General features: G+C 63.8%; 12 protein-coding genes. 3 read left to right on the forward strand and 9 right to left on the reverse strand.

The features are described from left to right. Positions 1-116 precede the first annotated feature (116 nt). Positions 117-2918, reverse strand: coding sequence for an aminotransferase class I/II-fold pyridoxal phosphate-dependent enzyme (locus U1R88_RS03340; protein ID WP_322429961.1), 2802 nt, complete (start codon positions 2916-2918; stop codon positions 117-119). 387 nt (positions 2919-3305) lie between these two features. On the opposite strand from U1R88_RS03340, the gene U1R88_RS03345 reads away from it, so the two are divergent. After that, positions 3306-4112, forward strand: a complete 807-nt coding sequence (locus tag U1R88_RS03345) for a class I SAM-dependent methyltransferase (RefSeq protein ID WP_322429962.1) — start codon at positions 3306-3308, stop codon at positions 4110-4112. A gap of 118 nt (positions 4113-4230) precedes the next feature. After that, entirely contained in the window at positions 4231-4911 is a 681-nt protein-coding gene (locus U1R88_RS03350; protein ID WP_322429963.1) for a haloacid dehalogenase type II, read from the forward strand. On the opposite strand, the gene U1R88_RS03355 is transcribed toward U1R88_RS03350, so the two are convergent. Genes U1R88_RS03355 through U1R88_RS03370 form a run of 4 tightly spaced genes read right to left on the reverse strand, consistent with a single transcriptional unit; the run spans position 4908 to position 14006 of the window. Beyond that, on the reverse strand, positions 4908-8015 hold the full coding sequence (locus U1R88_RS03355; protein ID WP_322429964.1) for an efflux RND transporter permease subunit: 3108 nt from the start codon (positions 8013-8015) through the stop codon (positions 4908-4910). The genes U1R88_RS03350 and U1R88_RS03355 overlap by 4 nt on opposite strands. Next, the gene (locus U1R88_RS03360) at positions 8012-11200 is read right to left on the reverse strand and encodes an efflux RND transporter permease subunit (RefSeq protein ID WP_322429965.1); all 3189 of its coding nucleotides are present in this window, start codon (positions 11198-11200) and stop codon (positions 8012-8014) included. The genes U1R88_RS03355 and U1R88_RS03360 overlap by 4 nt, the downstream gene beginning before the upstream one ends. After that, complete coding sequence (locus U1R88_RS03365; protein WP_322429966.1) at positions 11197-12561, reverse strand: efflux RND transporter periplasmic adaptor subunit; 1365 nt, start codon at positions 12559-12561, stop codon at positions 11197-11199. The genes U1R88_RS03360 and U1R88_RS03365 overlap by 4 nt, the downstream gene beginning before the upstream one ends. Positions 12562-12620: 59 nt before the next feature. Then, a complete protein-coding gene (locus U1R88_RS03370; protein ID WP_322429967.1) occupies positions 12621-14006 on the reverse strand; it encodes an efflux transporter outer membrane subunit in 1386 nt (461 codons plus the stop codon). A gap of 680 nt (positions 14007-14686) precedes the next feature. Between U1R88_RS03370 and U1R88_RS03375 the strand changes: the two genes are divergently transcribed. Next, positions 14687-15841, forward strand: a complete 1155-nt coding sequence (locus U1R88_RS03375; protein WP_322429968.1) for a septal ring lytic transglycosylase RlpA family protein — start codon at positions 14687-14689, stop codon at positions 15839-15841. Positions 15842-15947: 106 nt separating this feature from the next. Here the strand turns inward: U1R88_RS03375 and sseA are convergent, their stop codons facing one another. The 4 genes from sseA to zwf are packed head-to-tail and all read right to left on the reverse strand — an operon-like array spanning position 15948 to position 20610. Beyond that, the gene (gene sseA / locus U1R88_RS03380) at positions 15948-16793 is read right to left on the reverse strand and encodes a 3-mercaptopyruvate sulfurtransferase (protein ID WP_322429969.1); all 846 of its coding nucleotides are present in this window, start codon (positions 16791-16793) and stop codon (positions 15948-15950) included. Positions 16794-16801: 8 nt separating this feature from the next. Beyond that, positions 16802-18334 (reverse strand): tetratricopeptide repeat protein, encoded by a 1533-nt coding sequence (locus tag U1R88_RS03385; protein WP_322429970.1) that lies wholly within the window; start codon positions 18332-18334, stop codon positions 16802-16804. A 33-nt stretch (positions 18335-18367) separates the two neighbouring features. Next, complete coding sequence (gene pgl, locus U1R88_RS03390; RefSeq protein ID WP_322429971.1) at positions 18368-19093, reverse strand: 6-phosphogluconolactonase; 726 nt, start codon at positions 19091-19093, stop codon at positions 18368-18370. Further along, positions 19090-20610 carry a glucose-6-phosphate dehydrogenase gene (gene zwf, locus U1R88_RS03395; RefSeq protein ID WP_322429972.1) on the reverse strand — a complete coding sequence of 507 codons (1521 nt, stop codon included), beginning with the start codon at positions 20608-20610 and terminating at the stop codon, positions 19090-19092. The genes pgl and zwf overlap by 4 nt, the downstream gene beginning before the upstream one ends.

Genomic DNA, 20610 nt, shown 5'->3' on the forward strand with positions numbered 1-20610 from the left:
GGGCCTCGCCGCGCCGAGCTGGATTGCTTCGCTTCGCTCGCAATGACGAGTTTCGATCAGCAGCAAGCTTCGAGCCGATGTCGGAAAACCGTCCTTCCCGGCATCGGCGCCGTGTTTCAGTTCTGCATGGCTTCCTGCTGGGCCTGGATCACGGTCGTCTTGGCCAGGGTCCGTTCTTCGGTGCGCGCCAGGGCCTCCTCGCTGAAGATGCGGAAGCCGAGATCCGGGCGATAGCCGTGGATCTCGTGCACGTCGAGGGCCGACATGAATTGCAGGATCTCCATGCTGATCACCTGCCCGGGCACCAGGATGGGGAAGCCGGGCGGGTAGGGGATCACGAACAGGGCGGAGACCAGTTCGCGCCCGGCCTGGATCGCCCGGGAGGCCTCCATCATGTTCACATATTCGCAGTTGCTGTCATCATAGGACAGGAAGAAGGCGCTGCGGATGTCGCCGTTGCGGGTCTGCGTATTGCTGGTGAGATTGTCGCCGCGGAAGGCCCGATGGAAACTGGAGAAGTCGGGCAGGGGCGGATGCTCCAGCGTCAGCGACCGCACCTTCTTGGCATGAATGCGTCGCTCGATGCTGCTCATGTCGGCGGCACGGCGGTCGAGATCCCGGGCGATCTTGACCAGCACCTCGATCAGATAAGCCACCGCCGAGCGTGTCGAACCGATATTGGTCATGAACAACACGGTGTTGCGTGAGGTCTTGTTGATCTGGATGCCGTATTTGTCCATCAGTTCCTTGTTCTTGAAGGTGTCGCCGTCGAGCCCGGTGGCGCCGATCGCCAGCGTCGCCCGGGTCGGGTCGAGCGCGAACTCGTCGGTGCGCCAGGCGAGCTCGAAATTGTTCCAGCCCGTCTCCTCGTTGAAATAGCTCTCGACGCCGGATTCCCGGTGCTGCAGCGGCACGAGATCCCCGACCGCCAGGAAACGGAAATAGCGCTTGAGCAAAGGATGGGCTTGCACCTGGTCGCGTAGGTTCATCGCCAGTTCGAGCTGGCGCTGCACCAGTTCGTAGCCCTCGAGCTCAACCTGCCGCCGCCCGACATCGAGGGACGCCAGGATCTGGTAGTTGGGCGAGGTCGAGGTGTGGGTCATGTAGGCTTCATGGAAAGCCTCTTCCGCCTTGTCGCGGAAATCCTGGTCCCAGACATGGATCATCGAGCCCTGGCGCAGAGCCGTGAGGGTCTTGTGCGTGGAATGGGTGGCATAGGCCCGTATGCGCACCTTGTCGGGATCCGGGATCAACTGCCGTTCGAGCAGGGCTTCTTCGTCGTCCCAATCGACGCTGGCCGCGAACTCCTCATAACGCTTGGCATAGGCCGAATTCTTGAACATCTCGGCAAGGCGCGCCGCCGTGGCCATCGCCGTCCTTGGACGGTAGACGGGATGGCAGCGCGCGAAGGCGAACCAGGCCTCGTCCCAGAGGAAGACCAGATCCGGTTTGATCGCCAGGCATTCCAGCATGACACGCTCGACGTCATAGACGATGCCGTCGAAAGTGCAGTTGGTCAAAAGCACCATGCGGACGCGATCGAGCGTGCCGGCGCGCTTGAAGGTCAGCAACTGCTCCTTGATGTGGCGGATCGGCACCGCGCCATACATCGAATATTGGTCGAGCGGATAGGAATCGAGATAGGCGACCTGCGCCCCCGCCAGCACCAGGCCGTAATGGTGCGATTTGTGGCAGTTGCGATCGACCAGCACGATGTCGTCGGGCCTCACCAGGGCCTGCACCACGATCTTGTTGCAGGTCGAAGTGCCGTTGGTGGCGAAATAGGTGCGGCGGGCGCCGAAGGCGCGGGCAGCGTGTTCCTGGGCGACTTTCAAGGGCCCGACGGGATCGAGCAGGGAATCCAGGCCGCCTGAGGTCGCCGAGGTCTCGGCCATGAAGAGGTTCATGCCGTAGAATTGCGAGAGATCGCCGATCCAGCTCGAATTGAGGATGGCCTTGCCGCGAGCCAGGGGCAGGGCATGGAACACGCCGGTCGGTTGTTTGGCATAGTCGCGCAAGGCGTCGAAGAAGGGGGTGTGATAGCGCTCGCCGACGCCCTGCATGATGGCACCGTAGAGTTCGACATGATCCTCTTCGCCGAAGAAGATGCGCTTGAACACTTCGCCTGCCGTCGCCGCGATATCCTCCACTTTCATGTCGGTGACGAGATAGAGATCGAGCTCCGGACGCAAGCGCGCGATCTGGCGGCCGAGCAGCGGCCCGCGCTCGAATTCGGGTATGGTCTCGATGCCATCCTGGACGCCGTCGAGGAAGCGGCGCAGCATGTCGTCGCTGTAGATCGAGCGGAAGGGAAAGCCGTGGCGGATCACCACCGCCTGCAGATTGAAGTTCACCAGGGTCGCGATCAGGGCGTCTTCGAAACTGGGGACGATCACGATGTCGAAGATGAACTCGTCTTCGGCATGGCGTTTGCGCTGAACGCGCCTGCGTAGCGCTGCCTCCTCGCTCGCCGACATCTCGTCGACGATGAGCACCTCGAAATAGGGGCGCGACAATTGCGCCTGACGTTCGCTTTCGGTCTCGATCTGCGAGGGCAGTTCGCCCTCTCCATCGAGCGAGCTTGCTTCATGCCGATAGGTCCGGGCTACCAGCACGCGATGGATGCGGCGCGCGGTCTGGTGTGCACGTGCCAGTTCTCCCCGTTCGATCCAGCTGCAGAGATCCGCGAAAACCCTGCCGCCCGGAAAGGCCCAATAGCTTTCGATCGGCACCAGGGCGGCGATCAACTCGTTGATATGGGCAAGCCGGGACTGGCGTTCGGAATGGTCAGGCGGGAGGGCGACCAATCGGCTCAGATCGTCGACAAGGCCGATCCAGCTTTCAGAGCGCATTTCCCATACGCTGCGATGACGGCTCAGCGAGTTCTTGCTTTTGTCGAACGAGACCCCGGCACTCATATGTTCCTCCAACGCTTATCGTTATACTTTGTGATTTCTTCCGTGAGAGGTGGTAGCGGACATCACAGGTTGGTTTTTCAGGACTATGCTTTGGACCAGCCCCAGGCACATTCCCTTATGCAAACGCTATGTCCTTCACGCATCGTCGAAGATACTGATCGGCTCAATGTCGAATCTGTCGGCCAATCCTCCCTGGATCTCTTGATATTGGCAGTCAGATTACAGTCACCGGGGTGTCGCACAAGCGGATTTCAGTGCGTATCCGAGCTATTTCGCAGGAGGTGGCCCGTTATTCATTCATCTTCCGCACAGGCAGGTACCATAGGGATGACGGGAGACCGGCCGGCGCTGGACCATGTGAGAAGAGCAGGGAAAACGGGTGACGCCATGGCATCGACGATTGCGCGAACTGCCGGCAGGGCGCTTTTCGGGGAAAATGCCCTCGCTTATGCCGCGTTCCGCCCTGCCTATCCCGAACGGGTGTTCGATATCCTCAGGACCCGCTGCGGGGCTGGCGAGGGCAAGACGGTTTTCGAGGTCGGGGCAGGAACCGGCCTGGCCACCGCTCCCATGCTTGCCATGGGGTGCCGGGTGACGGCTGTCGAACCGGATGCAAGGCTGGCAGCCTTTCTCGCCGACAGCCAAGCCGTCCATGCATCGCGGCTGGCCGTGCAGATTGCACCGTTCGAAGAAGCCGTCATGCCGCCCGGCTCCTTCGATCTCGGCATTGCCGCAACCTCCCTGCACTGGATCGACCCCGGCCTCGCCCTGACCAGGGCATACCGTCTCCTGCGCCCTGGAGGGCACTGGGCGATGTGGTGGAACATCTTCGGGGACCCGGACGAGACCGACACTTTCCAGCGCCGCACACATGGACTGTTCGAGCGCTTATCGAAAAGCCCCTCGCATGGCGATGGGCCGAAGGGGCATTTCGGCCTCGACACCAAGCGCCGTGTCGCCGAGCTCGAGCAGGCAGGATTCGGGTCCATCCTCGCCGAGGAAGTGCGCTGGCGTCCCGTTTTGAGCAGGCAGCAAATCCTGGGTCTGACGGCGACCTTTTCTCCCGTCGTCCGCCTGCCGGAAATCGAGCGCAGGGAGTTTCTCGATCGCCTCGGAACCATAGTCGACGAGGAATTCGGCGGCAGCGTCTCGCGGCATTTCATGACGGCGATCTATACGGCGAGGCGGCCTTGAGAGGCGGGTTGCCCGCCGCCATCATTCAGCGATTGCCGCGCTGCGACGGCAATCTTTATCCGCAGCGGCGCCACGTCGGTACGACCAATATTATGAAAAGGTAACGCGGAGCTTCCCTATGACCACGCCACTTCCTTTTTCAGCCATTTTATTCGATGCTTACGGCACATTGCTCGACCTTTCATTCATTGCCGAAAAGGCGGATTCGGCTTTTCCAGGGCACGGTGCCCCGCTCTCCACCCTCTGGCGCGAGAAGCAGCTCAACTACACGTGGCTGCGTACGATCAGCAGAAATTATGCCGATTTTGCCACGGTCACGGGCGAAGCCCTGGATTATTCGATCGAGCGGCTCGGCCTGACAGCGCCCCGGCAAAAGCGGGATGAATTGCTGGCCGCCTACTGGTCCTTGCCGAGCTTTCCGGAAGTGCCTGCGACCCTGGCGCATCTCAGGCAGAAGGGGGTACGGCTCGGCATCCTCTCGAATGGCACACCGGCCATGCTCGAAGCCGCGATTCAATCATCGGGCCTCGATGGCCTCTTCGACGATGTCCTCAGTGTCGACGCGGCCGGCTGCTACAAGACGGCAAGTGCCGCTTACCAGCTGGGCCCGGACCGCCTGAACCTGGCACCCGAACGCATTCTCTTCGTCTCGTCGAATGGCTGGGATATCTGCGGCGCAACCTGGTTCGGCCATCGTACCTTTTGGGTGAACCGAGCCGGGCACCCTCCTGAAAGACTGGGTGTTTCTCCCGATGCCACGGGATCAAGCCTGGCGGATCTCATGCCCCTGTTCATTTAACCCGGATTCGAGGCGGGCCTGGTGTCTCCTGCCGGCCGCTGGGGCTTGACGCTCCAGCGGCGGTGAAGGCGCGATAGCATCAGATAGATCACCGGCGTGGTGTAGAGCGTGAGGATCTGGCTGACGATCAGGCCGCCGACGATGGTGACGCCGAGCGGCCGGCGCAATTCCGTGCCGGGGCCGGTCGCCAGGATCAGGGGCAGGGCGCCCAGAATGGCGGCCAGCGTTGTCATCAGGATCGGCCGGAATCGCACCAGGCAGGCCTCGAAGATAGCGTCCCTGGCGCTGAGATTGCGGTCGCGTTCGGCTTCCAGGGCGAAATCCACCAGCATGATGCCATTCTTTTTGACGATGCCGATCAGCAGGATGATGCCGATGAAGGCGACGATCGTCAGTTCCATATTGGCGAAATGCAGGGCGAGCAGCCCCCCCAATCCGGCCGAAGGCAGGGTCGAGAGAATGGTGAGCGGATGCGCAAGGCTCTCATAGAGAACGCCGAGCACGATATAGACGGCCAGCAGGGCCGCCAGGATCAGCAGGGGCTGGCTTGATCCGGATTGGGCCGCCTGCTTGGCATCGCCGGCAAACTCCCCCCTGATATCGGCGGGCAGGTGCATGCCGGCAACCGCCGCCTCGATAGCCTCCGATGCATCCTGGATCTTGGTGCCCGGCGTCAGATTGTAGGAGAGGGTAATGGCCGGATATTGTCCCTGGTGATTGACCTGCTGCGGCGCGAGCCCGCGCTCTACGGAGGCGACCGCCGAAAGCGGCACCAGGCCCGACCGGCCGGGTACGTAGAGACCCGTCATGTCGCTGGGATCACGGCTTTGCTCGGGAGATGCGGCAAGCACCACGCGATATTGGTTGCGCTGGGTGTAGATCGTCGAGATCTGTCGTTGCGAAAAGGCGTTGTTGAGGGCGCTATCGATGGAGGTAATGGCCACGCCAAGGCGCGCCGCGGCCTCGCGGTCAATCACAAGTTTGGCTTGCAAGCCATTGCGCTGCCTATCGGAATTGACATCGGTCAAGCCCGGCACGGTCTTCAACCTCTCCATCACCTTCGGAGCCCATTCGACCAGAAGGTCGGCATCACCTGACCACAGCGTATACTGATATTGCGACTGGGACTGGCGCCCGCCGGCAGACACATCCTGCGGCGAGAACATGAATACGTTCAGGCCAGCGACGGCACGCACGCCCTTGCGCAATTGAGCGATGACCTCCTCGGTGGGCGGGCGCTGGTCCGGGGGCAGCAAGGAAATGCTGAGCTGGCCGGAATTGGTGCCGCCGAAGGGGCTCGAGCCAATGGAGGAACCGACACCGGTGACATAGGGGTTGCGCTGAATGATGGTCGCGACCTCGCGTTGCCAGACCACCACCGCATCGTAGGACGCATCCGAGGAGGCTTGAGAAAAACCTTGAATGAATCCGCCATCATCCTGAGGCACAAGGGATTTCGGCAAAGCATAGTAGAGCCAGCCGGTGCCGAAGACCGTGGCGAAGATGACCAGCAGAGTCAGGAAGCCGTGGCTGAGTACGCCGCGCAGGCTGGCGCCGTAGAAGCTCACCACCCGCTGCAGCACGCCCTCGACCGCGCGATCGAACATGCCGCGCCGGTCGCCGACACTGTCATGGCCGCGATGGGCCAGGATCATCGGCGTCAGGGTGAGCGAGATCACCGTCGAGGCGATCACCGCAAAAGCAAGCGTCATCGCGAATTCGAACAAGAACTTGCCGGTGATTCCTCCGGCAAAGAGCAAGGGAATGAAGACGGCCAGGAGCGAGAGGCTGATCGACACCACGGTGAAGCCGATCTGCCGGGCGCCCTCGATGGCGGCCTGCAGCGGCGGCAGGCCGGCTTCGCGCTTGGCATGCACATTCTCGACCATGACGATGGCGTCGTCGACGACGAAACCGACCGAGACCACCAGCGCCATCAAGGAAAGATTGTCGATGGAAAAATCGGCAAGCCACATCGCCCCGAAGGTGGCGGCCAGCGACAGGGGCACGGTGACGCCGGCCGCCAGGACCGGCGTGGAGCGGCGGAGAAAGACGAAGACGACAAGCACGACCAGGATGACGGAAGCCATCAGCGTCCATTGCATGTCGTCGACGCTGGCGCGGATCGTGGTGGTCCGGTCGGTCAGGACGTCGATGTCGATGCCAGCCGGAATCCGTGTCTTCAAAACCGGCAGTAACGCCTTGATGGCGTTCACGGTATCGATGACGTTGCCGTTGGCCTCCTTGGTGATGTTGAGCAGGATGGCCGGCTTGCCGTTATAGGTCGCGCTGGAGTTGAGATTGCGGACGCCTCGCTCCACCGTCGCGATGTCGCCGAGCCGCACGGCGGTGCCGTTGCCGGCGCGGATGATGATGGACGCATAGTCCTCGGGCGCCGACATCTGGCCGCCGGCATCGAGCGCCATGACGATGTCGGGGCCATCCAGGGAGCCGAGGGGGCTGATGGCGTTGGCTGCCACGATCGCCTGGCGTACCCCCTCCATCGACAGGCCCATGGCCGCGATGCGATCGGGGTTGAGCGTAACCCGGATCGCCGGCTGATCGGCACCGCTGACGGCGACTTCGCCGACCCCCTCGACCTGGGAGATGCGCTGCACGATCACACTGTCGGCGGCGTCGAACATGTCGCTGGCCCCCACCGTGTCCGAGGTCATCGCCAGGATCAGGATGGGACGTGCATTCGGGTTGAACTTGCGGAAGGAGGGGGCCGTCGACAGGTCCGACGGCAGGTCGGAGGCCGCGGCATTGATGGCTGCCTGCACATCCTGGGCCGCACTGTCGACATTGCGAGAAATATCGAACTGGATGATGATGAGGGTGGAGCCGAGGGACGAGCGCGAGGTGATCTCGGTCACCCCGGCGATCGATCCCAGCTTGCGTTCGAGCGGCGCCGCGACGCTGGCAGCCATGGTCGACGGGTCGGCACCGGGACGGCTCGCGGTCACCACGATGGTCGGCAGGTCGATGGCAGGCAGGCTCGAAACCGGTAATTGGCGATAGGCGGCGAGCCCCACCAGCAGGAGCCCCATCGCCAGGAGGATGGTGCCGATCGGCCGGCGGATGAAGGGCTCCGAGATGCTCATGCCTGCGGCATCGCCTGTGGCTTGCGGGCAAAACGCTCACGCAGTCGCTCGAAGCCGAGATAGATCACCGGCGTGGTGTAGAGCGTCAGCAGCTGGCTGAGCAGCAGACCGCCAATGATGGTGATGCCGAGCGGTATGCGCAGTTCCGATCCCATGCCGTGGCCGAGCGCCAGGGGCAGGGCGCCGAACAGGGCCGCCAGGGTGGTCATCATGATGGGGCGGAAGCGCAGGGCGGACGCGGTGACGATCGCCTCGTGCGGATCCATGCCCTGTTCGCGCTGCGCCTCGATGGCGAAGTCGATCATCATGATGGCGTTCTTCTTGACGATGCCCATCAGGAGGACGATGCCGATCAACGCGATGAGCGAAAGCTCGTGGCCGGTATATTCGAGCGCGAGCAGGGCGCCGACGCCGGCCGACGGCAGGGTCGAGAGGATCGTCACCGGATGGATGGCGCTCTCGTAGAGGACGCCCAGCACGATATAGATGGTGATCACCGCTGCCAGGATCAGCCATGGCTGGTTGGCGAGCGAGGATGAGAACTCGGCGGCATCGCCGGTGAAACGGGTGGAGATCGACGCCGGCATGCCGATCGCGGTCTGTGCCTTGCGGATCGCCGCAACGGCGTCGCTGAGCGAGGCCCCATGGGCGACATCGAAGCTGATGGTCGCCGAGGGGAACTGATCGTCATGCTCGACCACCAGCGGCGCCGTCTCGTGACGGATGCTGGTGAAGGCGCCGAGGGGGACCTGGTTGTCGGCGGCGCCCGATACCGTCGGTATGTTGGTCGCCGTGCCGCTGGCGCCGACCGTTCCCGCGGTGGGATTGGTGGTGGTGGCAAGCCCGGAGGTGCTGGCGGAACTGGCGACATAGATCCGGCTGAGCACGCTCGGTCCCACCTGGTCGTCCGGCTCGGCTTCCAGGATGACGCGATACTGGTTGGCCTGGGCATAGATCGTTGCGATCTGGCGCTGGCCGAAAGCGTTGTTCAGGGCGTTGGAGATGTCCTGCATGGAGACGCCGAGACGGGAAGCGGTGTCCCGGTCGACATCCACGAAGAGCCTGGCGCCGCCATTCTGCACTTCCGAGGTGACATCGCGCATCACGCCGGAGCGTTCGAGCTCGTCGGCCAGTTGATCGGCCCAGCGGTCGACGTCGCCCGCATCGGTTCCGGTCAGCGTATATTGGTAGGGCGCGCGGCCGGCGCGGGCGGTGATGCGGATATCCTGCACGCTCTGATAGGTCACGTGCAGGCCCGGCAGCCGACCGGTCTCGGCCTGCAGGCGCTGGATGATGTCCGTGGCATCCGCCTTGCGCTCGTTGCGCGGCTTGAGCACCAGGGAGAGCGAGCCGGTATTGGAGGTCAGATTGCTCCCGGAGACACCGATGGTGGCAATGGCGGAAAGGATATCGGGATCCTTGCGGGCAATCTCGGTGATGCTTGCCTGTGCCCTCTTCATGGCATCGAAGGAGGCCGTCGGCTCGGCCTGGATCACGGCCGTGATCAGCCCGGTATCCTGCTGGGGCAGGAAACCCTTCGGCATGGCGACATAGAGCCAGATCGTGGTCGCCAGCGTTCCGAGCGTCAGGAGCAGCATCAGAAAGCCATGGCGCAATGTCCACACCAGGCTGGCCCGATAGCCGCGGATGACGGTATCGAAGCCGCGGTCGATCCAATCCAGCACCCCCTTACGCTCGCCATGGCCCGGTTTGAGCAGGCGCGCGCACATCATCGGCGTCAGGGTCAGCGAGATCACGGCCGAGACCACCACGGCAATGGTCAGGGTCAAGGCGAATTCGCGGAACATGCGCCCGACGATGCCCGTCATGAACAGGAGAGGAATGAAGACGGCGATCAGCGACACCGTCAGCGAAATGATGGTGAAGCCGATTTCCTTGGCACCCTTGAGCGCGGCATCGAAGGGTTTCTCTCCTTCCTCGATGTGCCGCACGATGTTCTCGATCATCACGATGGCATCGTCGACCACGAAACCGGCGCCGATGGTGAGCGCCATCAGCGAGAGATTGTCGAGGCTGAAGCCGCAGAACCACATGACGCCGAAGGAGGCGATCAGCGAGAGCGGCAGCGCGACTCCCGCGATGATGGTGGCACGCAGGGTCCTGAGAAAGATGAAGACGACGAGAATCACCAGGCCGACGCTGAGGGCCAGGGTCATCTCCACTTCGTCAATCGAGGCCTGGATGGTCTGCGTGCGATCGTTGACGACCTCGAGCGAAACATCGGCCGGCAGGCTGCGGCGAAGCTCCGGCAGCGCCGCCAGCACGCTCTTGACCGTGGCGATCACATTGGCGCCCGGCTGGCGCATGATATCGATCACCACGGCCGGCTGGCCGTTGTAATAGGCGCCCACGCGTGCGTTCTCGAGGCCCTCGACCACGTTGGCAATGTCCTTGAGACGCACGGGAGCGCTGTTGCGGTAGGCGATCACCACGTCGGCGAAGGCATCGGCCGCACTGATCTGGTCATTGGCCGCGATCGTATAGGACTGGGCCGCCCCGTTGAGCGACCCCTTGGCGCCGGCAACGGTCGAGGTGGTGATGGCGAGCCTGATGTCCTCCAGGCCGAGCCCGTAGGCAGCGGCACGGGCGAGGTTGACCTGCACGCGCAAGGCCGGGCGCACGCCGCCCTGCACGTCGACATGGCCGACGCCGCTGACCTCGGCGAAACGCTGGGCCAGCAGGGTGTCGGCCATGTCGGAGAGGTTCCGGATGGTCTGCGTCTTCGAGCGCAGCGCCAGCGTCAGGATCGGCGTATCGGCCGGGTTCACCTTGGCATAGCTCGGCGGGTAGGGCAGCCCCGAGGGCAGGGTGGAGGCCGAGGCGTTGATGGCCGCCTGCACGTCCTGGGCCGCCCCGTCGATGTCGCGGTCCAGATTGAATTGCAGCGTGATCTGGCTGATGCCGAAGGCCGACGACGACACCATGGTCGCGATCGACGGGATCTGGCCGAGATTGCGCTCCAGGGGGGCCGTCACCAGTTTCGCCATGGTCTCCGGCTCGGCGCCCGGCAACTGGGTGGTGATCTGGATGGTCGGGAAGTCGACCTGGGGCAGGGGCGCGATCGGCAGCGCGAAGTAACCGAGCAGGCCTCCCAGCAGCACGGCGATGCCGAGCAGCGAGGTGGCGATCGGCCGAAGGATGAACGGGGCGGAAACCCCGTTCATGGCGCCGGCGCAGCGCCGCCGCCCTGCTGGCGACGATGCCCTTTGCGTTGCGGCTGGCCATCGCCTCCTTCCGCCTTGCTGCCGGTCTCCGGCTGCGCGGCAGGGATGCCCAGCCCTTCTTCATCCTCCTCGGCCGGGACGGCGCCCGATTTGGAAACCTCGACCTTGGCGCCGTCGCTCAGCCTGGCAAAGCCGGTGGTGATGATCTTCTCGCCATTCTTCAGGCCGCTATCGACGACAACCTGCTGATCGCCCTGTTGGCTGACGGTGACCGGGCGCATCTTGGCGGTGCCGTCGTCGCCGAGCACATAGACGAAGGTGCCGTTGGGGCCACGCTGGATCGCCGCAGTCGGCGCAACGACGACACCTGCCAGTGTCCTCACCTTGAGCTTGGCATTCACGAAGGCTCCCGGCCACAAACCCAGGGCATCGTTGGGAAAGACTGCCTTGAGTTGAATCGTGCCTGTGCTGGCATCCACCTCGTTGTTGACGACCTCGAGCTTGCCGGTATCGATCAGGACCTTGTTGTCACCGCGAAGCGCCTCGACCTGCAAAGGCTCCTTGCCGCTGGCCGACGCGATCTCGGCCAGGGCCTGCTGCGGCACCGAGAACAGCACGGCGATGGGCTTGAGCTGGGTCAGCGTGACGAGGCCCGTACTGCCCGAAGCTTGTACGACATTGCCCACGTCGACGCTGCGGATGCCAGCCCGGCCGTCGATCGGAGCGGTGATGGTGGTATAGGCCAGGGTCGCCTGCGCGCTGGCTATGGCCGCATCGTCTGATTTGAGCTGGGCCTCATATTGCGCCACGGTGGACCGCTGCGTATCGGCCGTCTGCCGGGTTACCGAATTGCTGGCGGCCAAGCCGATATAGCGCTGGAGGTCGCGCTTGGCATTGTCGAGCAGGGCCTGGTCCTGGGCCTTCTTGGCAATGGCCTGGTCCAGCGTGGCCTTATAGGTCGAATCGTCGATACGGGCGATCACGTCGCCCTTCTTGACGTCCTGGCCTTCCCGAAACGGCATGTCGACGATCTGTCCGCTCACCTGGGGCGTGATCGTCACGGTATTGTAGGCCTTCACCGTGCCGACGCCGTAGAGATAGACCGGCACATCGGCTGTCTTGGCTTCGGCGATCAGCACCGGCAGGGGCCCGCCGTCGAAGCTGCCGCGCCGGCCTCGCCGGCCGCCACCCGCCCGCGGTGCCACGGGCTTGCCCTGGTCCGCGCTCTCGGCTGGCGGCAGATAGGCCTGCAGCCATGGCGGAGCCGAGGCGCGCCAGCGATCACGCGTCAGATAGGCCGACCCGGCTCCGGCAGCCAGCAGAATGGCCAATGTCGCGAGGCTGCGCGAAAGTTTGGGCATTTCAACTCACTCGAATCGAGAACGGGCGCGAGCAGGATTTCGCATCACCACGACACGCCCTAGTTTTGCGGCGTTTGCGCGGCGGACATGGTCCAGCCGCCGCCCAAGGCCTGATGCAGGCTGATCAGCGCCTGCAGACGCAGCAGCTTCACCTGCACCAGCGTGTCCTGGGCGTTGAAGAGGGTTTGCTCGGTCTGCAGCACCGTCACCAGATCGACGGTGCCTTCGCGCAACTGCTGCTCCGAGATGGCGTAGGCCTTGCGCGAACTCACCACCACGGCCTGCTGCAGCGCTTCCTGGCGGGCATATAGGCGCACGGCCGCCAAGGCGTTCTCGACATCGACGAAGGCTTGCACCACCGTCTTGCGATAGGCGGCGACCTGGGCGCTCTGCACGCCATTGGCTCTTTCGACATTGCCGCGCAGGGTCCCGCCATCGAAGATGGGCTGCGTCAGGCCCGCTGCGATCGAATAGAAACCGGACGCCGGGTCGAACAGGCTCTTGAGCGCGGCGCTCTGCACGCCGCCTTGCCCGGTTAGGGAAATCGAGGGGAATTGGGCGGCTCTCGCCGACAAGGCGTCCTGATGGGATGCCATCAGACTGGCTTCGGCGGCCGCGATATCGGGCCGGCGCGTCAGCAATTGCGAGGGAAGTCCTGCCGCGACGACCGGTACGCGCAAACGTCCCAAGCCGCCGCCTTTAATGTCCACCAGGGCAGGGGGCTTGCCGACCAGCAGGGCGACGGCCGCCTTGTTCTGCGTCACCGACAGTTCGAGCGGTGGGATGCTGGCACGCTGCTGGTCGAGCAGACTCTGCTGCTGGGCGACCTGCAGCGACGTCGCCGTCCCGGCTTTGAGCTGGTTGTTGATCAGCGTCATGATCCGGCTGGCACTTGCGACGTTTTCGCGCGCAATGCGCAGCCTGTCCTGAGCGCCGAGGATGGAGAAATAGGCATCCGCCACATTGGCGATCGCCGTCAGCTCCACCGTGTCGCGATCGAAGCGGCTTGCAGCCTCGCTCGACCTGGCACTGGCCAGGGCCTGGCTGTTCTTGCCCCAGAAATCGATCTCGTAGCTGGCACTCGCCGACAGGCCATAGGTTGCGCGCCCACGCCCGACACGCCCCGTCGACGAGGCGGCACGGGCCCGCTGGGCCGAGATGTCGCCATCGATCTGGGGAAACAAGGGGGCCCGTGCAATGGTGATGCCCGCCTGGGCCTGTTCGATATTGGCGATGGCGGTCGCGATGTCGAGATTGCCCGTCTGCGCCTGAGCGACCAGCGCCGTCAGTTCGGGGGAGCCGAAGCTGCGCCACCAATCCGTACGCAATGGCCCGGCCGGCTTCGCCTTCGCAGCCTGGTCGTAAGCGCTCGGCACGGCGATCGCGAGATTGAGCGGGCGAACATCGGCGCAACCGGCCAGCATTGCCGCAAGCCCGGTCAACATACCGACTGCCGTTGCTGAAGTACGCATCTGACGACGAGAAAACTTCACGATGGGGCCTTCGAAAAGGTGTGTTCCAGTGACCCTAGGGCAGGAATCACCAACATGCCAAGCACATAGCCAAGTCGACGGCATTGCGCGAGCGATCCGGGAGTACCTGTTTGCTGTCGAGCGCCATCCCTCGATTCCTTTCCGTCATCCGGCCTGCCTCAAACTGGCCCGGCGACTATGGCAGGACCGTGTTTGCGGGGGTGGTTCTGCTCTGTAAAGTTGTGTGAAGTGAACTTTTTTGCCGGCAATCGAACAGTGCTCGACCGTACTGGTTAACCGCCCTTTTCCTACTGATTTTGTTCAGGAAATATTGACCTCACCATGACCGCTACGGCGAGTGGGCCGGTGTCCTGGTGCCGCATGGGCCCGTTCGGGGGCTTTCAATTTGTCTGATCTTGCGCTATCGGCTGTTTACGGTTTGGAAACCCTGCCGCAATTCAGACGCAATGTCAGGGCGTCTTTATGGCGGAAATCGGGGGAAATCCATAACCGGACACGAAGTGCAGAACGGCTTCGTGCTTCGAAATGAAACAGCAGGTTGCGTTCGTACTGCGCCCCGCCATGTCGTGCTGAACACGCCATGGCCGCTCGCAGACCACGGCGCCTCTTCGCTCCATAAGAAGGATTCTGAGATGGCGGAAAACCTCTCGACTGTTCCAAATCGCGTCGAGTTGCGTATTTCCGACACTTCATCTCCTTCCTGGGTATCCGGGGCAGTCGTCAAGGCGACCGTTGCCCTTGTCGGCTGTGCCGCGTTGGCAAGCTGCGCCGCACCCAACCAGGCCTACGCCCCCAAGCCTGCCACCACGCAGGTTGCGGCCGCTGCCAGCACGACCATGGTACCTCCGCCCGCAGGCATGCGTGTGGCCACCCCGCCCGTTCGCAGCAAGAACGGTACGGACAAGCCCTATGCCATCGGTGGCAAGCGCTATGTGCCGGCAAGCCATGATTCCAAATACACCGCCGTCGGTCTGGCGTCCTGGTACGGCCCGGGCTTCAACGGCCGTAAGACGGCTGTCGGCGAACGCTTCGACATGACGGGGCTTTCGGCCGCGCACAAGACCATGCCGCTGCCGAGCTATGCCCGCGTCACCAATCTGACCAACGGCACCTCGATCGTCGTTCGCGTGAACGATCGCGGCCCCTATGTACATGGCCGCTTGATTGACCTGTCGAGCCGGGCCGCTGACTTGCTGCAATTCAAGGGTTCCGGCGTCGGGCGGGTAAAGGTCGAGTATGTCGGCCGCGCTCCTGAATCCGGCTCCGACAACAAGATGTTGTTGGCGACCTTGCGGACCGACGGCACGCCGGCGCCGCTGCCTGCCGGCCTCCCGAACACCATGGTCGCCGACGCAGCGCCGCCGACCCGACCGACGGTGACACCGATCCTGCCGGTCAAGGCCGTAACGCAGGTGGCTTCGGCAACCGAAGCGAGACCTTCCAGCCTTGCAGCCCCCGAGATCAAGCCGGTGATGGTGCCGCCGGTCATTGCCCAGGCCGATCCGATGGATCCGCCGGTGGCCACCACCGAAGTGGCTGGCTTGACCAATATGGCGTTCACGCCGCTGCCACCCTCGCGCCCGCGCAGTTCGGACGGTGTCCTGGGCAAGGTGCCGACCGGCTCCGTCGGTCAGGTGAATCTGGCGAAGGCCAAGGCGCCCGACGCATCGATGGAACCGGCTATGGCCGTGCAGCCGACGGCTCAGGCCTTTGCAGCGACACCGGCTCATGGGCCTGCAGTTCTGGTGCCGACCCCGCCCGTCACCGCTTCGATGGCGGGACAATAGGCCGGATCGCCAGTCAACCAAAGAATCAAAAAGCTCGCACATATCCTTGTGCGAGCTTTATTTTTGCGCAGATGAAGCGATTTTCGCCGTCGTAGAGCGAAGCGTTTCAATCGCCCGTTGCCAAAGGCAGATCCGGCCGGGCGCCCCATTCGGCCCAGGATCCGTCATAAATACCCTCGACCGGCTTGCCGACGGCATCGAAGGCCAGGGCCAGAATGGCAGCCGACACGCCCGAGCCACAGCTCGTCACCAGCGGTTTTTGGGTATCGATGCCAGCCGCTGCCATCGCCTCCGTGATTGTCTGCGGGGAGGCCAGGCGGCCATTTTCGACAACAGCGGCATAGGGAAGGTTACGGGCACCCGGCATGTGCCCCGGGCGTACGCCCGGCCGCGGTTCCGGCGCGTCCCCGCGGAAGCGCTCCGCCGGCCGGGCATCCACGATTTCCGCACTGCCTTGCGCCAAGGCAGCCTGGACCTGCTCGGCGCTCTTCACCTGGCTACCATCGAAACGCGCGGTGAAGCGAGCCGGCACCGGCTGCATCTCACCGCTCTCGACCGGACGGTTCTCGGCCTGCCAAAGCGGAAAGCCACCATCGAGGACGGAGACCCTGGAGGCGCCGAAGATCCGGAAGGTCCACCACACCCGTGGCGCCGAGAACAGGCCGGCCCCGTCATAGACGACGATATGCTTGTTCTCGGTGATGCCGAGAGCACCGACGGCTGCAGAGAAAACCTCGGGGCTGGGCAACATATGGGGCAACCTGCTGCTCGCATCCACGACCTTGTCGATATCGAAAAAGACGGCGCCGGGAATATGAGCAGCCAGATATTCCGCATGACCATTGCGATTGGTCGCCGGCAGATGCCAGGAACCATCGACGATCGCCAGATTCTCGTCGCCAAGATGCGCGGCCAGCCAAGCGGTGGAAACCAGATGGGGAGAGGAGATCATGGTATTTCCTATGCCTTCTTGCGAGTTTTCTTGCCGATGAGCCGGTCGAGAGCCACCTTGGCTTTCTCATGCCCCTGGGCGGCGGCCTTGCGATACCAGGCGATGGCGTCCTTCTTGCTAGCGCGGATCCCGCGCCCGTTTTCATAGAAAACGCCGAGATTGAACTGGGCAACCGGTTCGTCCTGCCCGGCCGCCAGCCTGAACCATTTCAACGCCTCGACTTCGTCCTTGGGCGCACCGGTACCAGCGGCAAGTTGCACGGCAAGATTGGTCTGGGAAGGGATATAGCCATCCTCGGCAGCCTGTCGATACAGCGAAACCGCCTTGGCGGGATCCTTGGGGACGCCCTTGCCTTCGGCGTAGAACAACGCCAGGTTGTGCCGCGCCGCGTTATATCCATTGTCTGCGGCTTTGACGTACCATCTGGCTGCTTCAGCCGGTTCGGGGGACAGACCCAGCCCCTCGTCATAGGCATAGCCGAGATCCATCTGAGCCGAGCCCAGGCCCTGTTGCGCTGCCTTGGTGTACCAGACCACGGCAAGAGCCGCGTTCTTCTCGACCCCATCTCCCTTGGCATAGCGCCGAGCGAGTTCATATTGCCCGTTGGCACTGCCGGCGGCTGCAGCCTTGCGATAGTAGTCGACGGCAGCGGCAGTATCCGCTTCGACGCCGTTACCTTGTTCGTACATGACCCCTAGATTATAGGCCGCTTCGCCGTCGCCATGCTCGAAGGCTTGGCGATAGAGAGCCAGGGCTTGCTCAGCGCTCTGTTCGACGCCGTCTCCCCTAAGATAGAGCCCGGCAAGGTTGTTCTCGCAGCCGCTTTCGCCCGCATCGGCGCCCTTCCTGTACCATGCCACGGCCGCCGCAAGATCCGGCTCCGCGCCATGGCCTTCCTCGGAGAGGTTGCCCAGGTTGAGGAACGCTCGTTTCTCACCGAGATCGATGGCCTGGAGATAGGATTGGCGTGCCTTCTCATACTGTCCGGCCCCTTCCAGGGACCGCCCGAGCATGTAGGCGAACCGTCCTTCCTTCGGCTGCCCGGCCAGGGCCTGCTCACAAGCCGGAATCGCCTTGGCGTGATCGATGTCGCCCATGGCAAACCCCGGAGCGAGGGAGAGCGGATCGCTTCCGCCGCGCGAAGCGAGGCGGTCGCAGTCGGTCACCGGCACGCCGGTGCTGGGGCGAGACCGATCGGCAATCTCGCGCTGTGTACAGGCCAGATGCCTGGCATAGGAGCCGGCTCCCGTTTCGATCCTGGTCCGGCCTTCGGCATAGCAGGCGCTCTGAATGGCATCCGGCACCTTGGCCCAGATATCGTTCAACTCGACATAGGCCGTCGCCTCCCGGTTGAAGCAGGCGACCATGTCCGGGCTGTCCAACGTCACCTTCGGCGGACGGCCGACGGTATCCAGGCAATAGTCGTCCGACCGATAGATCGGGAACATCTCCGCCGAAGCCTGCCCGGCGAGGCCCGTCGCCAGCATCGCGACCAGCGCGGCTACGCTTACTCGTCCCGCCATCATTCCCCCAAAAGCCACGCCCTTCGCCAAGACAGCGAAACTGCCAGCAGGTCAACCAGGCACGGCTGCCTTGTCCAGGAACCAGTGAATCGGACCGGCGGCCTCGACATGGGCCGACGGCAGATCGGCTCCCCCGAAGACCTTTGAGAGCGTCTCCCGCTTGTCGGCCCCGGCCGCGAGGAAGGCGACAGCCCGGCTGGAGGCAATGGCAGGGAAGGTCAGGGTGACCCGCGGCACGAAGGGATCCAGGCCCGGATCGGAGTGAACGACCCAGCGGTCCCTTACCGCCAGGGCTGGCTTGCCCGGAAAGAGGGAAGCTGTATGCCCGTCGGATCCGACGCCGAGCAGCATGATATCGAAGAGCGGCCGATCCGGATCGAGCACCTCGGCGCCATAATAAGCCTTGAGTGCCTGCTCATAGTCCTGCGCTGCCGCCTCGGGCGAGACGGGTGCGGCAGCAATCTCATGGATGTTCTGCTCGGGCACCGGGACATGATCGAGCAGGGCCGCCTTCGCCATCAGCGTGTTGCGCCTGGCATCGTCGGCAGGCACGATGCGCTCATCGCCCCAGAACCAATGAATGCGCTCGAAGGGCAGGACGGAACGCCAGGGATCGCGAGCCAGGCGCTCATAGAGGCGCTTGGGCGTCGAGCCCCCGGATAGCGCCACGGCAATCGGCCCCGGCCGCACCTTGAGTTCGGCGACGAACCAGTCGGCCGCACGGTCGGCCAGGGCGTCGGCATTGTCCGAGACATCGATGATACGCTCGCTGCTCATGCGATCGGCCGCCAGCTGCGTCCGTCGCGGGCAAGCATGACCTCTGCTGCCGCCGGGCCTTCGGAACCGGCCGCATAGGTGGCGAGCCCTCGATCGCCTGCATTGGCCCAGGCATCGAGGAAGGGCTGTACCGCCGCCCAGCCGGCCTCGACCCCATCGGCGCGCTGGAACAGCATGGCGTCACCGATCATGCAGTCATAGATCAGCGTTTCATAGCCGGTGCTCGCGGCCGCCTCGAAATAGTCCTTGTATTTGAAGTCCATGCCGACACCGGCCAGGTCGATCTTGGGCCCCGGCACCTTGGCGTTGAAGTGCAGCGTGATGCCTTCCTCCGGCTGAATGTCGAGCACCAGCGTGTTGGGGCCCATGCCGGACAAGGCGGTGTCGCGGAACATGGCGATCGGCGCATCCTTGAAGCGGATCGCCACCTCGGTCTTGCGCTTGGCGAGAGCCTTGCCGGTGCGCAGATAGAAGGGCACCCCCGCCCAGCGCCAATTGTCGATGGCGAATTTGATCGCGGTAAAGGTCGGCGTGACGCTCTTGGGATTGACGTCCTGCGAGGCACGATAGGCCGTGATCGGGGTATCCCTGATGATGCCGGGGCCGTATTGCGCCCGCACCGAGTTCAGGATCGCCTGTTCGGGCGTGTATTGCGTGATTGCCGCCAGGGCCTCCGCCTTCTCCGAACGCACCGAATTGGCCGAGTAGCGGGCCGGCGGCTCCATGGCGACCAGTGACAGGAGCTGGCACAGATGGTTGGGCACCATGTCGCGCAGGGCACCGGTGGCGTCGTAGAAGGCGCCGCGGCGCTCGACCGTGACGGTCTCGGCCACGCTGATCTGGACATGGTCGATATGATCGCGATTCCAGATCGGCTCGAACAGGCCATTGGCGAAGCGCAGGATCATGATGTTCTGGACCGTCTCCTTGCCCAGATAGTGATCCATCCGATAGATCTGGTCTTCGCTCAGCACGCTCAAGAGCTGCCGGTTGAGGGCCTGGGCCGAAGCAAGATCGGTGCCGAACGGCTTTTCGACGATAACGCGCCGCCAGGGCCCGCCTTCCACTTCCTGGCTGAGGCCGACCTCCTGCAGGAGCCGGGTGATCGGCGCGAAGCCCGATGGCGGCGTCGCCAGGTAGAAGAGGCGGTTGCCGCCGGTGTTTCGCGCGCTCTCGACCTTTTCCAAGTGCCGGGCGAGATCCCGGAAACTGTCTGGGTTCTCGACTTCGGCGACCACGCTGGTGACGCAGGCGAAGAGTTTGTCGGCGACGGCCTGGTCGACCGGGCGGGTGGCGAACTGCTTGAGGCCATCCACCAGGGACTGGCGGAAGACATCGTCCGCCATGGGCCGGCGCACCACGCCGATAATGGCGAAGTTTTCCGGCAGCAGGCCGGTGGCCGCAAGATTATAGAGGGCGGGGACGAGCAGGCGCTTGGTCAGGTCGCCATTGGCGCCGAAGACGACGAAGCAGCAAGGGCCGGCGGCGCCGCCCTTGTTGATGTGGTGGGCATTCAT

The sequence above is a fragment of the Labrys sedimenti genome (assembly GCF_034424805.1).
Classification (GTDB): Bacteria; Pseudomonadota; Alphaproteobacteria; order Rhizobiales; family Labraceae; genus Labrys; species Labrys sedimenti.

Coding starts and splice junctions, on each gene's coding strand:
- U1R88_RS03370 (WP_322429967.1), bottom strand. CDS start 14,006: ATGTTGACCGGGCTTGCGGCAATGCTGGCCGGTTGCGCCGATGTTCGC.
- U1R88_RS03350 (WP_322429963.1), top strand. CDS start 4,231: ATGACCACGCCACTTCCTTTTTCAGCCATTTTATTCGATGCTTACGGC.
- U1R88_RS03375 (WP_322429968.1), top strand. CDS start 14,687: ATGGCGGAAAACCTCTCGACTGTTCCAAATCGCGTCGAGTTGCGTATT.
- U1R88_RS03365 (WP_322429966.1), bottom strand. CDS start 12,561: ATGCCCAAACTTTCGCGCAGCCTCGCGACATTGGCCATTCTGCTGGCT.
- U1R88_RS03355 (WP_322429964.1), bottom strand. CDS start 8,015: ATGAGCATCTCGGAGCCCTTCATCCGCCGGCCGATCGGCACCATCCTC.
- U1R88_RS03345 (WP_322429962.1), top strand. CDS start 3,306: ATGGCATCGACGATTGCGCGAACTGCCGGCAGGGCGCTTTTCGGGGAA.
- sseA (WP_322429969.1), bottom strand. CDS start 16,793: ATGATCTCCTCTCCCCATCTGGTTTCCACCGCTTGGCTGGCCGCGCAT.
- pgl (WP_322429971.1), bottom strand. CDS start 19,093: ATGAGCAGCGAGCGTATCATCGATGTCTCGGACAATGCCGACGCCCTG.
- zwf (WP_322429972.1), bottom strand. CDS start 20,610: ATGAATGCCCACCACATCAACAAGGGCGGCGCCGCCGGCCCTTGCTGC.
- U1R88_RS03360 (WP_322429965.1), bottom strand. CDS start 11,200: ATGAACGGGGTTTCCGCCCCGTTCATCCTTCGGCCGATCGCCACCTCG.
- U1R88_RS03340 (WP_322429961.1), bottom strand. CDS start 2,918: ATGAGTGCCGGGGTCTCGTTCGACAAAAGCAAGAACTCGCTGAGCCGT.